Raw genomic sequence first — 15,923 nt, forward strand, 5'->3', positions numbered from 1 at the left:
GGAGCGTGCGCAGCGCGCGACAGCTTTTTGCGCCAGCCCCCAAGCTGGCGCGCCAGCTCCAAGTCACGGCCCCAAAAGATGTCGCGCGCAAGGCGCGCTCCTACAGCATCGGTACCGGCTCCGTGTAGGAGCGTGCGCAGCGCGCGACAGCTTTTTGCGCCAGCCCCCAAGCTGGCGCGCCAGCTCCAAGTCACGGCCCCAAAACATGTCGCGCGCAAGGCGCGCTCCTACCGCATCGGTACCGGCTCCGTGTAGGAGCGTGCGCAGCGCGCGACAGCCTTTCGCGCCAGCCCCCAAAGCTGGCGCGCCAGCTCCAAGTCACGGCCCCAAAAGATGTCGCGCGCAAGGCGCGCTCCTACAACTTCAGCGGCCGACGTTAAATAGCTTGAACTCGCGGATGCGCGCCGTGCCGACCGACGAGAGGATGTTCAGGCGGACCTTTCTCGCCGTTACTGCCGGGAAGCGATCGATCTTCATGTGGCCGATCGCCTCCGCCTGCGCCACGGTCTTCCATTCCTGGCCGTCCCACACCTGCACGGCGTAGCCACGCACGTTCTGTCCGTCGTCGAGCCGTTCCATGCTCATCGCATGGTCGAAGGTCACGTCGCGGCCAAGGTCGACTTCCAGCGTGGCGTTGGCGGACCCGGCGGGTGCCGACCAGAACGTCGCCGGATCGTTATCCAGGGCCGCCGCCACGTTTTCGTCCGTCGTTTCGTGCTTCGCGGCGAGGTTGGCCTCGTTGCCATAGCGCGCCTTCAGCGCCTTGCCGAACTCCGCCAGGCGTTTCACGTCCGCTTCGGGCAACAGACCATGCCGGTCCGGGGCGATGCCAAGCATGAGCTGGCCGCCCTTGCCGACGCTGCTCTCCCAGTTATCCATGATCTCGTCCACGCTTTTCAGCGACGTGGCGAAATCGGGCTTCGAGCTGTAGAACCAGTGCAGCTTGTGCAGCGGCGTGTCCACTTCCAGCGGGCGCCAGCGCAGCTGTCCGTGGCGATCGATGACGTTCCAGTTTTCGCCCTGTACCACGCCATTCTCGTTGCCCACCCAACGGATATCGCCGTAGTCGAACAGGCCCACGTCGGCAAAGACCATGGTGTTGGGCTGGTAGGTGCGCAGCGTCTCGACGTACTTGGCGAAGTCGTAGACATGCCCCGCGCTGCCGGCCCCGTCGAGCCACCACTCCGTGAGCGGGCCGTAGTTCTGCACCAGCTCTTCCATCATCGCCAGGTAGTACTTGTCGTAGGCCGCGCTGTCCTTATAGCGCGGATCGTGGCGGTCCCACGGCGACAGGTACACGCCAAAGCCGAGACCGTTCTTCTTCGCCGCCTCGTACGCCGTGCGCACGAGGTCACCCTTGCCGCCCTTCCACGGGCTGGCTTTCACAGAGTAATCCGTCTGCCCGGTGGGCCATAGCGCGAAGCCGTCGTGGTGTTTCGCCACCAGCACCATGTAGCGCACGCCCGCCGCCTTGACCGCGCGAGCCCACTGGTCCGGATCGACCTTGTCCGGGTTGAACACCGACGGCGGCGCGGTGCCATCGCCCCATTCGCGGTCGAGGAAGGTGTTGGTGCCGAAATGAACGATCACGCCGAATTCGAGGTCCTGCCACGCCACCTGCTGCGGCGAAGGCTTCACGTCGGCGAACGATTCGGCCTGCGTGACGGCGGGCAATGCCGCCAGGAGAGCTACAGCAAGAGCGCGTCGCAGTGCAGATATCGACATGAACGGGTCCTCGTAAAAAGGGGGGAAGAGTCTTTCAAGGGGTAGACCAGAGGCGTTCGTCGACGCCGCGCAGCGAAGGCGCGTCACGCGTCTCGAGATCGAAAACCACCACGGTATTCTTTCCACGGTGGAACCACGGCGCCGGGGCGTAGAGGTCGTGCTGCGGGCCGATCGACCAGATCCGCCCGAGGTTCACGCCGTTGAGCCAGGCGGCACCCTTGCCGAAGGCGCGCACATCGAAAAAGGTATCGGCCGGCGTATCGACGGCGATGCTGCCGCGATGGAACGCGGGCCCCTCCACCTTGGCGGTCGTCCACCCACGTAGCGATTCCGGCGAGGTCATCGGCAAGGGGAATACCTGCCAGTCGTGGAGGATGGTCTGGCCGAGCATCACGGGATCGACGATGCCGGCGCGACCGTCTGCCATGCGTGGGCCATAGTTCACGCGCCCGGTGTTCTCCACGAGCACGTCCAGTGTGTGTTCGCCCGGGCCGAATTCCACGTGCGTGGAGACCTGCTTGAGCCGCCGATCGACGGTGCCGGCGGCCTTGCGATCGACATACACGGAAGCGTAGTCGCGCACCTCGCCCAGGTAGAGCGTGCCGCGGAACGGGCCCCGTACCTTGGTGCGATAGAGGATATAGCCGTAGGCCTGGCCATAAGCCTCCATCGACTGCGGCTGGTCTGAAGCCTGCGGCGCCGGGAGGTTGTCCCACAACGACGCCGATTCCTTCAGCGTGAAGGACGGCAGCGTACGTACCGGGGCCGACGAGGGCACCGGCGGCGGCGTCTGCCCGGTGGCCTTGGCGATGGTATCGCGGAACAACGTGTACTTGGCCGTGGGCTGGCCCGCTTCGTCCAATGCCGCGTCGTAGTCGTAGCTCGTGGTCTGCGGCGCGTAGTGGTCGGACGGATTGCCCTGGTAGTTGGCACCGTTCATGAAGCCGAAACTGGTGCCGCCGTGCACGAGGTACACGTTCACCGAATAGCCTTGCTCCAGCATCCAGGCGATCTCGTCGGCCTCGCGTTTCGCATCGGTCTTCGCATGTTTGCCGCCCCACTGGTCGAACCATCCGGCCCAGTACTCGCCGGCCATGCGCGGCGTGCCGGGGCGGAAGCGTTCGAGCAGGTCGAAGCTCTTCTTCGCCTCGCCCGGCGCGAAATCGATCACCGCGGTCACGCCCGGCAGGGTACCGTTGGCCAGGAGGTCGGGACCGTCGTAGGTAAGCATCATGTCGCCAGCCAGCCCCGCGTTCTGCAACTGCTCGCGAATGGCCTCGAGGTAATCCTTGTCGTTGTCGTACGAGCCGTACTCGTTCTCGAGTTCCGTGGCGATGATCGGGCCGCCGCGGCTTGCCATCAACGGCGCGAGTTCCTGGCCGAGACGTTGGAGGTAGCGATCCGACGCCGCGAGGAAGCGCGGATCGCGTGAGCGCACGCGCATGCCCGGTTCGGCGAACAGCCACGCTGGATAGCCGCCGGCATCCCATTCGCCGCAGATATACGGGCCAGGGCGCAGGATCACGTTAAGCCCTTCGGCCTGTGCCGCCTTGACGAAGGCAGCCACATCGTTGTTCCCGCTGAAATCGAACTGCCCCGGCTTTGGCTCCAGGAGGTTCCAGAACACGTAGGTGGTGATCGTGTTCAATCCCATCGCGTGCGCCTTGCGCAGGCGATCCGTCCAGTAGGCGCGGGGAACACGCTGGAAGTGCATGTCACCCGAGATGATCTGGTACGGCTTCCCGTCGCGCATGAAGTGCTCGCCGGAAACCGTCACCGGCGGATTGGCGAGCGCCACGGGCGCCACGCCGGCCATAGCGAAGGCGAGGGCGAGCGAAGCAAGGGCGGAGCGTTTCATGCGTTCCCCGATGGCGGACGATCGGCGCGATCGGCGCCGTAGGAAAGGTTGGGCGTGGGGCCCATGCGAAAGACGAGGTGGCCGCCGGCGACAAGGTCGGCGTGGCGCAGCCAGGTTCGCGTATACGGCCTGCCGTTCCAGGTCGCGGACTGGATGTACCTGTCCTCGGGTCCGTTTCCCTTGGCCTCGATCACCAGGATGCGGCCGCGACCCACGTCGAGCTCAGCCCGGTCGAACAGCGGACTGCCGATGACGTAGTTCGCGCTGACCGGATCGACGGCGTAGAAACCCAGTGCGCTGAGTACGTACCACGCGCTCATCTGCCCGCAATCCTCGTTGCCGATCAGGCCGTCGGGCTTGTCGTCATACATCGTGTCGAGCAATGAGCGCACCCTGTCCTGCGTCTTGTGGTGCTGTCCTGCGTACGCATAGAGGTAGGCCACATGGTGGCTGGGCTCGTTACCGTGCGCGTATTGGCCCACGAGCCCCGCGATATCCGGCGGCGCCCCGGGCAGCTGCTCGGACGAGGCGGCGAACAGCGCGTCGAGCTTCTTCGCGAAGCCTTCCTCGCCACCGAACAGCGCCATATAGCGGTAAAGGTCGTGCTGGTTGAGGAAGGTGGCCTGCCATGCGTTCGATTCGGTGAAGTCATGCCAGGCGGCACCGTGGCCGAGGGCGCGCGGGTCGAAGGGTGTCGCCCAGGAACCGTCGGCGAGCTTCGGCCGCACGAAGCCGAGATCGCGGTCGAACACGTTGCGGTAGTTGCGCGATCGTTCCAGCAGGAACCGATAATCGTCCTCCGCACCCGCGCCCTTCGCCAGATGTGCGACAGCCCAGTCGTCGTATGCGTATTCGAGCGTCTTGCTCGTGGCTTCCCATTCCTTGTCGCAAGGCACGAACCCGAGGCGGCGATAGTCGGGGAGGCCGCGGTAGTCGTCTTCCATGGCCCGCTTGCGGAACAGCGGCCACGCCCTGGCATAGTCGATACCCGTGAAGCCCTTGGCCTGCGCCTCGGCGAGCACTACCGCCGAGTGATAGCCGATCATGCAGCCGGTTTCCACGCCTTGCAGTGGCCATACCGGTGCACCCTCCGGGCTCTCACTGGCCATGCGCACGAGACTGTCGACCAGACCCGGCACGCGCTGCGGCTGCACGAGGGTCAGCAGCGGATGCAGGGCCCGATAGGTGTCCCACAGCGAGTAGGTGGTGAAGGTCTGCTTGCCCGCGGGCAAGGTATGCACGTTGCCGTCCATGCCGCGATAGCCGCCGTCGACGTCGCTCGCGAGCGTGGGTGCCAGCAGGCTGTGATAGAGGGCGGTGTAGAAGATCCGCTTGTCGCGTTCGTTCGATGTCCGCACGCGGATGCGTGAGAGTTCCTGCTCCCAGAGCGCTTCCGCCTCGGCGCGAACCTGGTCGAAATCGAAACCGGGGAGCTCGGTATCCAGGTTGCGCAGTGCCGCCTCGGCGCTCACCGTGGAAAGGCCGACCTTGACCATAAGCGGGGCGATGCCTGCCTCGGGGAAATGCAGCACGGCCTTGAGGTGCGTGCCTTCCGCCTTCGCCGAATCCGCGAGCTCTTTGTCCTCGCTGTAGAGCACGGCCTTTCCGAAGGGACGCGACAGCCGAAGCGCGAAGTAGATGTGCCTTCCTTTGGCCCATTGGTAGACGCGCCGGCCACCGAGAACGGTGCGCTCATCGATCAGTCGCAGGCTCGCGTCGCTCACGCGCGTGGGCGTATGCGGGTTGTCCTGCATGCCATGGCAAAGGTCGAGGACGATGTGACCCGGTTTGCCGGAAGGAAAGGTATAGCGGTGCAGCCCACAGCGCGACGTGGCCGTGAGCTCGGCGCGGATGCCGTGGTCTCCAAGCAGCACGCCGTAGAAGCCGGGCGTGGCCTTTTCGTCGGCCTTGTCAAAGCGGGAACGGTAACCGGCGTCCGGCGCATCCGGCGGACCCGGCACGAGGTGCACGTCGCCCGCCGATGGCATCAGCAGCACGTCCATCATGTCGCCGATCCCGGTACCCGAAAGATGGGTATGCGAGAACCCCATGATCGAGTCGTAGCCCTGGTGGTAACCGGAGCAGACGTCCCAGTCGGCGTTGTAGGTATCCGGGCTCAGTTGCACCATGCCGAAGGGTAGGGCGGCGCCAGGATAGGTGTGGCCGTGGCCGCCGGTGCCGATGAAAGGGTCGACGTAGCCCCGCACCGAGCTTGTTGGTGCATCTTGTGGAAAGCCCGCTGGCGGGCGAACGGGCCTTGCCGCGAGCACCCTTTTGCCCGCCAGCGGGCTTCCCACAGCGAATCCTGCGCCCATTCCCATCAACGTAGTGCCTGCCACACCACGCAGGAAGTCCCGACGGGTGATGGTCATCGCGGAAGCGCCTGTTGGCCATGGATGCTGAAGTCGAGCTCCTGTCCGGGCGCATCGCCGGGCTGGCCGCCGCCGATGAAGAGGCCATAGGTACCCGCAACGACAGCCCTCTTGCCCGCGGCATCCACCGAACTGAGACGTCTTGCGTCGAGCGGGAAGCTCACCGTGCGCGATTCGCCGGGCGCGAGATGGACACGCTGGATGCCGACCAGGCTGCGCGCCGGTGCCAGCTCGTCGCCGTCCGGGTAGTTCAGGTAGGCCTGCACCACCTCGTCGCCGGCCCGTTCTCCGCTGTTGCTCACGGTCACGCTGGCCGCGAGCGTCTGTCCCGCGTCGAGGGTGGCCGTCGAAACATGCGCATCGCTGTAAGCAAAGCGCGTATAGCTCAGCCCATGGCCGAACGGATAAAGCGGAACGCCCTTGAAGTAACGATAGGTGCGACCCTTCATCTGGTAACTGGTAAAGGGCGGCAGGTCGCGGACCGAACGGTAGAACGTCACCGGCAGGCGGCCTGCGGGGTTGTAGTCGCCCGACAGCACCTGGGCGATCGCGCTGCCGCCATGCTCGCCCGGATACCAGGCGGCGACGATGGCGGAGGCGTGCGCCTGCGCCCAGTTCAGCGCCACGGCGCTGCCGGACATCAACACCACCACCAGCGGTTTGCCGCCGGCGGCCGCTCGTTCGAGCAAGGCCTGCTGCGCGGCGGGCAGACCGATATCGGTGCGGTCGCCGCCGTCGAAGCCCGGCACGTCCACGTGCAGTTCCTCGCCCTCCACGTCGGGAGAGAGGCCAACGAAAGCCACCGTCACATCGGCCGATGCCACGGCGCGTTCGGCTTCCGCCAGTTGCGCTTCGGCAGGCGGCAGCCACTGGAGGCGGATGCCCTGGTCTTCGCCGCTGTGTACGTACTCGAGGCGCAGGTCGTGCGGATGGGTATCGGCGAAATGCAGCGTTGCCTGGGCATGCTTGTCGTCGCCGGTGTCGTCAATCACGGCCTTGCCGTCGACAAAGAGGCGCACCGGATCGTGCCCCGCGCAGTCGAAGCAGCGCTCCACATGCACGGCAAGCGTGTAGTCGCCAGGACCGGGCGGAAGCAGCGAGCCAGTCCAGCGCACGGCATAGCGGCCGCTCGGCAAACCGGCGGGCGTGACGTGGTCCCAATCGAAGTCGACAGTGCGATCCACTCGGGTGGCGCCAGGCTTTCCATCGAAGCTCGTCCCGGCAAAGTAGCTGGCGGTGAGCCCGATGGCGGCATCGCCAGCACCGCTCGCACGCAAGGCCGTTTCCGGCACCGGAACGGGCACGCCGGCCGCTACCGGCGAGCCTTGCGCATAGCTCACGCGGTCCGCACCGAACCTTGCGCGCATACCCAGCAGCGGGGTGACCGGGGCTCGCGGGGTAGCGTGATAGTTTGCTTCGAGTGTCTCCACCGTGTCGGCATTCGGTCCGATCACGGCGATGCGCGGCTTGCCTTGCAGCGGCAGCGTGCGCTTATCGTTCTTCAACAGCACCATCGATTCGAGTGCGGCCCGCAGCGACAGCGCGGCATGGGCCTTCGTGTCTATTGGCGTCGGCTTCACGGCGGGACGTCCGAGTTCGCCGAGCCGGTAGCGCGCAGCGAAGAGGCGCGCGAGCGAGGTATCCAGCACCGACTCCGCGACGTCGCCCCGACGCACAGCCTCGACAAGGTCTGCGTAGGCGAAGCCGCAATCCAGGTCGGTACCCGCGCGGATCGCCGCCGCCGATGAACCCGCGTTGTCGGGCCGGTAGTAGTGAAACTTCGTCATGTCGTCGATGGCGTCGCAATCGGACACGACGTAGCCGGTGAACCCCCAGCTCTTGCGCAGGATATCGCCGAGCAGGCCACTGTCGGCGCAGACCGGCGTGCCATGCAGCGCGTTGTACGCGCACATCACCGAGCCCGCATGAGCTTCGGTGACGGCTGCCCGGAAGGCGGGCAGGTAAGTGGCTTCGAGATCATGTGGCGACACGTCGATGTCGAAGCCATGCCGGCCTGCCTCGGGACCGCTATGGACGGCGAAATGCTTCGGTGTGGCGATGGCCCGGGGATGCGCGGGGTCCGGACCCTGGATCCCTTCGACGAAGCCGACGGCGAGGCGGCTGGTGAGGTAGGGATCCTCGCCATACGTTTCCTGGCCACGGCCCCAGCGCGGATCGCGGAAGATGTTCACGTTGGGCGACCAGATGCTCAGGCCTTCGTAGCGGCCGTGATCGTTACCCGCGCCGATGGCGTCGAAGCGGGCCCGTGCCTCGGCCGACACCACCTCGCCCACCTGGCGCAGCAGGTCCGGGTCCCAGGTGGCCGCGAGCCCGATGGCCTGCGGGAAGACGGTGGCGTAACCGGCTCTCGCAGCCCCGTGCAGACCCTCGTTCCACCACTCGTATGCCGGAATGCCCAAGCGCGGCAGTGCCGGCGCGGCACTTTGCAGCTGGGCCACCTTCTCCTCGAGGCTCATGCGCGAGACCAGTCCGGTCGCCTTCTGTTCCGGCGTGGCCGGCACCGCGGCCCGCGCGCTCCCTGCGAGCACGACGGCCAGGGTAAGGAGGAGGTAGCGGTACGTCATCGTTTCTTCTTCATGGCCTGGTCGAGGAGCTGCACTTTACCGAGACCGTAAAGGGGTCCGTCGATCGGGGCGGTCACCCGCAGGCAGAGGTCGTGTTCGCCAGGGGAAGCGTGCAGGTCGCCATCGAGCGAGAAGCGCTCGCCCAGCGCCTTGCCTGGCGGCAGCGGGAGGCTCGCCAGGAGCGTGCCTGCGCACGTGCCCTCATGTACCTCCAGTTCGCCGTGCGCCGTCTTCGCCGGATAGGAAGCGACCTTGGACTGGTCATGGGCCAGGCCGTAGTTGCGTGCCAGCCGCGCCATGTCGACATGGATGCGCGCGATGCCGTCCAGCGGCGCCTTCGGGTACAGCCAGCAGGAGTGGAACAGGTCCACGTCATACACGGCCGTGTCCATCGCGCCGAGATCGGGAAGCAGCGGCATGCGCAGGCCCAGGCCGCCATCCGGACACTTGGTGAACTCGCCGTTGTGGCGGGAGAGCAGGCTTGCGCGATCGATGCTGCGCGAACGGACGGCGGCCAGCGCCGTACCGTCCGGGGCAAAGGCAATGGCGCGCACCGTCGTGGGGAGGTTCACCTTGAATGCGCCGGTATAGGCAGCGGAGCCTGGCCCGGGCGTGCTGCCGTCGGTCGTGTAGCGAAGCGTGCCGAAGCCCGTCTGGTTGTCGATCCGCACCGTGGCGCTGCCCGAGGCCAGGACGGCCGGCACGGGCCCGTCCACATGGATGGCGGGGGCGAAGGCCGTATCCGACGGGCCGATGCCGAGCGCCGCATAGCGGCGGAACTGAGCGGGCAGGCGTTGGAGGAAACCATCCCAGTTGCGGGCTTCCTTCGGGGACCAGGCAATCTCGGACATGGCATCGACGCGCGGGAACAGGGCGTGCTGCACATGTGCGGAGGAAGGAATGAACTCGGTCCAGAGCGTCGCTTCCGTGCCGAGCACGTGCGTGGCCTGCGCGGGAGTGAGCGACGCATCGACGGGCTCGAAGCCGTAAACGCGCTTCAGGTCGAGGACGGAAAGGCGGCCGTTCGGCTCGTCGTCGCGGTCGCTTTGCAGGTTGTCGAAATACATCCAGCCGGCCGGCGCAAGCACCACGTCGTGGTCTTTCTTTGCGGCGTCGATGGCCCCCTGCACGCCGCGCCAGGACATGACCGACGCCGTACGCGGGATGCCACCTTCGAGTATTTCGTCCCAGCCGATGAGCCGGCGGCCGTGCTTGCCGAGGTATTCGCCGAGCCGGTCCATGAACCAGCTCTGCAAGGCATCTTCGTCGGCGATACCCAGCGCCTTCATCTTGGCCTGCACCGTAGGCGAATGCTTCCATTGATCCTTCACCGCCTCGTCGCCGCCGAGGTGGATGTAAGTGGACGGGAACAAGGCCATGACTTCGTCGAGCACGTTCTCGATGAAGGCGAAGCTCTTGTCGTCGACGTTGTAGAGGTAAGGGTTCACGCCCCAGTCCACGGACACCTTGGGATGCTCCGCGGTAACGCCTACCACCTCGGGGTAGGAGGCCACGGCGGCCTGGGCGTGACCGGGCATGTCGAGTTCGGGTACCACGGTGATGTGTCGCGCGGCGGCGTAGGCCACCACGTCGCGGATCTGCGCCTGCGTGTAGAAGCCGCCATAGCGCTGGGGTTCGCCGTGCGTGCCCGCGCCGGGTGGCGTCCGCCAGCCACCCACGCTGGTGAGCATGGGATAGCGCCTGATCTCGATGCGCCAGCCCTGGTCGTCGCTGAGGTGCCAGTGGAAGACGTTGAGCTTGTGCTCGGCCATGCTGTCGAGCACCTGCTTCACTTCCGTCACGTCGTGGAAGTGGCGGGCCACGTCGAGCATCAGGCCGCGCCAGGCGAAGCGCGGCCAGTCGCGGATGGCCACGTCGGGAATGCTGGTACCGCCGTGTCCGCCGTCGGCCGTCGCCAGCTGCCACAGCGTGACCGCACCGTAGAAGAGGCCCGCGCCACTCCGCGCCGATATGCGCACGCCGTCGCTGCCGACATCGAGGGCATAACCCTCGGGCTTGTCGACCGTGGCCTTCGGGTCCGTCCTCAGCACGATGGCGCCCCTGGCGGCCCTGTCCGAGGCCGTGACGGCGAGGGACAGGCCGCGGCTCCGGTGGATTTCGGACGCAAGGTATTCCGCCGCAGCCTTCGCCGCCGTGTCGCCCGGCGCGTACGCGACGACGGTATGGGCGTCGATGTGCAGGGAACCCGTAGCCGGCCTCACTTCCACCGGCATGGGAATCAACGCGGGCAAGCTTTCCGCATGCAGGGCCGACGCCCCCGCGAGGCACGACACGCCTTGCAGGAGCAGCCCTGCGATCAAGCAACGCTTCATCGGAACTCCCGTCACTGGAACGTGTACCGCACCACCATGCTCGTCGTGCGCGGGATCTGCCAGGTCGCGGCGTGGTAGTTCACGCTCTCGGTCGTGGCCCCGTCGACGAGGGAGCCCGTATCGTAGACCTGGTTGATGTCGATCGTGCCCTGGCGGTTGGTGACGTTCTGCATCCTCAACTGCAGGCTGAGGTCGTTGGCCGCGTTGATCGACCAGTGATACGTGGCCGAGAGGTCGAGCTGCCAGAAGAATGGCAGCCGGCGGTCGGAGCCCTGCCTGTCGACCACGCCGTCGCAGTAATGCGTGGCCGCGCCGAGGGGATAAGCCGGATCCGCGGCATCGGGCACTGTGCCGAGGCAACTGGTGGGGGCGCCGCTGTGTGCCGTGAAGACACCGCCGAGCGACAGCCCGTTGGCAAAGTCGTAAGTACCGGTGGCGGTGAAGCTGTGGCGGATATCGCCGGCGAGATCGCCGTTGCTGCCCACCATCACGGCAGGGTAGTTGAACGCGGTGGTCTGGCCGATCCATCCCGCATTGCGGCGTTCCTCGTCGATCAGGCCGTTGGTGTTGCCGTATTCCCGGGCGTAGGTATAGCTGAGATTGAGGAAATACGGTTCGGCAGGCGAGGAAGCATGCGTCAGACCGAGCTTGAGGTTGTAGTACTTGTGCTTGGGCCGCGGAATGCCGAGTGCTGCGCCGGGAATGGACAGGGCTTCGAGGTCGCCATCGCCATCGTAGTCACGCTTGAGCGTGAACTTCTCGCCGGGATTCACCAGCCAGCAGGTGGTGTTGTTCTGCTCATAGCCCGGATAGCCGTGCGCCTGCGCGTATGCCTGCACGCCTCCGCCGTAGCAGGTGTCCTCCACCACGCGGCGAAGATCCGTCCAGCCCAGTTGCACCAGGCCGGACCACTCGGGCGTCAGCTGCTTCTGCGCGTAGAGCTGGGCCTCGTACTGATACGGCGCCTTGACGTTCGTGGCCGCGATCTGCGCCGGTGTCGGAACGCCCTGGTTGTAGTAATACGTGCTGCCGATCTGGCTGAGACCGATGGGCGCCTGCGTGTTCGGGTCGATGCCTGTATAGGTGTAGTAGTTCGTGTACGTGGTGCGCGGCTCGGCCACGCCGAAGCTGAAGGAGGAGGGCAGGGGAATCGAGTACTTGCCGAGGCTGCCGCCGACCTTCAGCGAACTGTCTCCATTCACGTCCCAGGAGAAGCCCAGGCGCGGCGACGTGGTCGGAAGGCGCATGAACTGGTTGCCCACGCCGTCCTTGTAGATGTAGTTGTCCCAGCGCAGGGCGCCGTAAAGCAGCATGCGGTCGGTGGCCTGCCAGTAATCCTCGACGTAGGCACCCTTGTTGATCGTCTGGAACGAACCTCCTTCCAGGTCCACGTACTGGCTGACGTAGTGACCCTCGGCCGGCGACAGCGAGCCGTTGAGGAGCGCTACATTGGGCTGGTTGTAATAGGTGAACCATCCGGCGGGCACCGAGTTGGTCGTGCTGGCGAGCGAATGCTTGTAATACTCGCCGCCGAAAACCAGTTTATGGTCGCCCAGCTGCCAGGTAAGATCGCCCTTCCAGCCGCGGCGCCAGTAGTCCGAAGGCGAATACACGTAGGCGGCATTGTTGCGGCCGATGTTGGTCTGTACCTGCGTGGCCGTGTCGTAGGACGTGACATACGGAAACTCGGTGTCCTGCTCGCCGGAACTCGGCGAGTAGACGATGGAACCGAGGTAGCCACCCATCAGGCGCAGCGCGAGATCGTCGTTGATCTGCCAATGGTAGTTGGCGATCAGGAAGCGGCTGTCGGTTCGCGTCTGGCTCCACGCACGATACCCGCCCACGGACTTCGGATCGTAATCCTCGTCGAGGTCGTAGTAGTTATTGAAGCTTTGCGAGTAATCGCGGTGCGCCAATACGTTCAGCGACTGGTTGTTGGTGATGTTCCAGGTAAGGTTGAGCAGGTAGTTCTTGTCGCGGGAACTGGTGTCCTGCTTCTGCGTCTGGCCATAGGCATGGCTCTGGCTCGGCGGTTCGTTGCCGAGCAGGGCGAAGAAGAACAGCTTGTCCTTCACCAGCGCACCGGAAGCCCAGAGGTACTGCTGGGCGATGCTGTCGTGGTTGTTCGCCGAGGCGTAGCTGTAATAGTCGCCGATCGAGTTCAGCGTGTTGTGGCCGCGCGGATTGAGCCAGCGCGAGGTGGGCGGCGTGAAGTACAGCGAATATCCGGCGCGGAACTGGTTGCTGCCTTGCTTGATGGTGGACGAAAGCACGCCGCCCGTCGCGTTGGTCCAGGAAGCGCTGGCGCCGCCGGTGATGAGCTGGGTATCGCTGATCGCCTCGGCCGGCAGGGTGGTGGAACCCAGCGAGGTCTTGTCGTTGGTGACGTCGAATTCGTTGTAGTAGTAGCGGTTCTCGGCGGGGCTGGCGCCGCCGATGGAAACGAAGCCCGTGTTGTGCTGGTCGAAGCGGACGCTGGAATCCAGTCGCGCCACGCTTTCGGGGCTGCGATCGACGGGCAGGGCATCGATCAGCTTGTAGTTGTAGCTGGTGCTGAGCTCTGGCGTGCTGACGTCGATGGGCGTGATGTTCGTCGTCATTGCCGTGGCCGATACCTGTACGCCGGCAAGGTCGCTCGCATTCGGTTCCGCAGAGGCAGGTGCCGCGCCGAGTTCGGGCACGGACGAATTGCGGTTCGGATTGACCACCACGTCGAAGCTGCCCAGCGGCTGGCCGTCACGGATCAGGCTCACCCGGTACGGCCCGGGGTTGAGGCCGCTGACCGAATAGCGGCCATCGGCGTCCGGTGTGACGTCACGGCTGAAGCCGGTGGCGGCGCTAGCGACGCGCACGGTTACCCCGGTACCCGCCGACTCATGGCCGTACAGACCGCCCGTGAGCGATTGCGCGATGCCCGCCTGGGCGAAGGCAAGCAGGACCGACGCGGCGAGCGCATGTCGCACGATTCGGAATGGGCCTACATGACAGCGCGCGGCACCGCGCTGGACCTGATCGACACTCTTCATTGGAATAGCTCCCCGCAGCGGCTGGCTGACCGATAGCCCCGTGCGTGCACCTGTTGCGCGGGGACGAACGCGTCTCATCGAGCGCTAAAGCGGGTCGAGTCTTTCCCGCGAGTGACAGTGTGTCAATATGAATACACCGTTTACTGGTGAAATGAAGCAAAAATCATAAGGGATTTCAGCGGATTTCGTAATGGCTGACGGAGCCTAAAGTTCCCTCACTTTCCGCCGATTACGGCCCTTGAAGAGTCGGGCTGCGGCACTCGCGAGAGTTCCCGCGGGCCCTTGAACCAGGACGGTTTGGAGTAGCAGAACTGATGAGGGTTACAGGGGAAGGCCGTTGGCGCACAACGGCATACGGGCTGATTTCCCTGCTTGCGATCGGTGCCGGTGCGGCGCCGGCGCAGCAGACCACGCTGGATAAGCAGGAGCAGCTGCGTCGCGCACAGCAGCTCGAACAGAGGGAAACGGAGCGCAAAGAGGCGCCGTTCCAGCCCACCCCGCCGACGCAGGTCGAGCGGCTCGATGCGCCGCTGCCGAAGGAAACGCCGTGCTTCGCGCTGCAGAGCCTGACGCTCGAAGGCGACCGGCTGGCGGATTTCGCATGGGCCCAGCGCTACCTCGACCGTTTCGTGGGCCAGTGCGTGGGTCGCGACGGTCTGGAGGCCTTGCAGCGCCGCCTGTCCAACCTGGTGATTGCCCGTGGCTTCGTCACCACGCGGGTCGGCGTTCCTGCGCAAGATATTTCGAATGGCCGCCTGCGCATGCTGCTCGTGCCGGGCACCTTGCGGCGTATCCGCTTCGCGCCCGGATCGCCGGAACTGAACTGGCGTACCGCCTTCCCCATCCGCGAAGGCGACCTGCTCAACCTGCATGCTATCGAGCAGGGCCTGGAGCAGCTCAAGCGCGTTCCGTCACAGGACGTGACCATGGACATCGCCCCCGGGGAGAAGGTGGGCGAATCCGATGTCGTGCTTACCGTGCACACCACGCGCCGCTGGCATGTGGTGGTCGACACCAGCGACTCGGGCCTCAAGGGTACGGGTCGCAATCAGGGCAACCTCAACGCCTCGTACGACAACCCGCTGGGCCTCAACGACCTGTTCTCTATCGGCGCGGGCCATGCGTTGTTCACCCATGCGGATGGCGGCAGCACCTTCAGCGAGAACGCCACCTACAGCATCCCCTGGGGCTGGTGGACGTTCAGTGGTTCGATCTCCACGTACCGCTACCGGCAGTGGATCGAGGGCTTCGAAACCCGCTTCCGTTCTACCGGCATCTCGACCTCCAGCGACATCACCGCACAGCGCATGCTGACGCGCGGCACGTCCAGCAAGACCTCGCTCGAAATGCGACTGGCGGCGCGCAGCGCGCACAGTTACATCCAGGGCGTGGAGGTGGGTATCCAGCGGCAGCGTGTCGCAAGCGCGGAGCTTGCCCTCGTGCACCGCCAGTACATCGGGCAGGCGCAGATCGATGCGCGATTGGGATACCGGCGCGGCACGCCGTGGTTCGGCAGCCAGTGGACCGGTTATGACCCCGCGGTCGGATTTCCGACGAACCGTTACGGTGTCAGCACGCTCGATCTGTCGCTCAGCCAACCGCTGAAACTGGGCGGCCGGCAGGCGATATGGGACAGCAGCCTGCGCCTGCAGCGATCCACCGATCACCTGCCTGCCGCCGAACTCATCACCATCGGCGGCCGCTACTCGGTACGCGGATTCGATGGCGAGCAGACCCTGGCGGGTGAGCGCGGCGCCTACCTGCGCAACACCTTGACGCTTCCGCTGGGGATCGTGGCGCCATACCTCGGCGTGGACCTCGGGCGCGTGGCGGGGCCGTCCACGCAGGAAGGGCACCGCCAGTTGACCGGCGCGGTGATCGGTCTCCGCGGCAGCTACGCCGGCTTGAGCTGGGACGTCTTCGCGGGAAGGCGCATCCATGCGCCGCGCGGATTCGACACCGAGCAGCCAACCACCGGCTTCCAGTTGATCTACCAGTACTGAATACGGGCAGGGATGCCGGTG

Annotated in this window: 7 protein-coding genes; 1 reads left to right on the forward strand and 6 read right to left on the reverse strand. The window is 65.7% G+C overall.

Translation table 11 applies throughout. The annotated features are described in order from the left end of the window. Positions 1 to 363: 363 nt before the first annotated feature. Genes ACR9ZH_RS16325 through ACR9ZH_RS16350 form a run of 6 tightly spaced genes read right to left on the reverse strand, consistent with a single transcriptional unit; the run spans position 364 to position 13,899 of the window. Complete coding sequence (locus tag ACR9ZH_RS16325) at positions 364 to 1,725, reverse strand: alpha-L-fucosidase (protein WP_481291814.1); 1,362 nt, start codon at positions 1,723 to 1,725, stop codon at positions 364 to 366. 34 nt (positions 1,726 to 1,759) lie between these two features. Continuing rightward, on the reverse strand, positions 1,760 to 3,583 hold the full coding sequence (locus tag ACR9ZH_RS16330) for a glycoside hydrolase family 35 protein (RefSeq protein ID WP_481291815.1): 1,824 nt from the start codon (positions 3,581 to 3,583) through the stop codon (positions 1,760 to 1,762). Then, positions 3,580 to 5,955 carry a GH92 family glycosyl hydrolase gene (locus tag ACR9ZH_RS16335; RefSeq protein ID WP_481291816.1) on the reverse strand — a complete coding sequence of 792 codons (2,376 nt, stop codon included), beginning with the start codon at positions 5,953 to 5,955 and terminating at the stop codon, positions 3,580 to 3,582. Before ACR9ZH_RS16335 ends, ACR9ZH_RS16330 begins: the two co-directional genes overlap by 4 nt. Then, the gene (locus ACR9ZH_RS16340) at positions 5,952 to 8,540 is read right to left on the reverse strand and encodes a glycoside hydrolase family 3 protein (RefSeq protein ID WP_481291817.1); all 2,589 of its coding nucleotides are present in this window, start codon (positions 8,538 to 8,540) and stop codon (positions 5,952 to 5,954) included. The genes ACR9ZH_RS16335 and ACR9ZH_RS16340 overlap by 4 nt, the downstream gene beginning before the upstream one ends. Then, entirely contained in the window at positions 8,537 to 10,873 is a 2,337-nt protein-coding gene (locus ACR9ZH_RS16345) for a beta-N-acetylhexosaminidase (RefSeq protein WP_481291818.1), read from the reverse strand. The genes ACR9ZH_RS16340 and ACR9ZH_RS16345 overlap by 4 nt, the downstream gene beginning before the upstream one ends. Positions 10,874 to 10,884: 11 nt before the next feature. After that, entirely contained in the window at positions 10,885 to 13,899 is a 3,015-nt protein-coding gene (locus tag ACR9ZH_RS16350) for a TonB-dependent receptor (protein ID WP_481291819.1), read from the reverse strand. Positions 13,900 to 14,213: 314 nt separating this feature from the next. Between ACR9ZH_RS16350 and ACR9ZH_RS16355 the strand changes: the two genes are divergently transcribed. After that, entirely contained in the window at positions 14,214 to 15,902 is a 1,689-nt protein-coding gene (locus ACR9ZH_RS16355) for a ShlB/FhaC/HecB family hemolysin secretion/activation protein (protein ID WP_481291820.1), read from the forward strand. Positions 15,903 to 15,923 lie beyond the last annotated feature (21 nt).

The organism is Luteibacter sp. SVR4-7G (genome assembly GCF_056755555.1).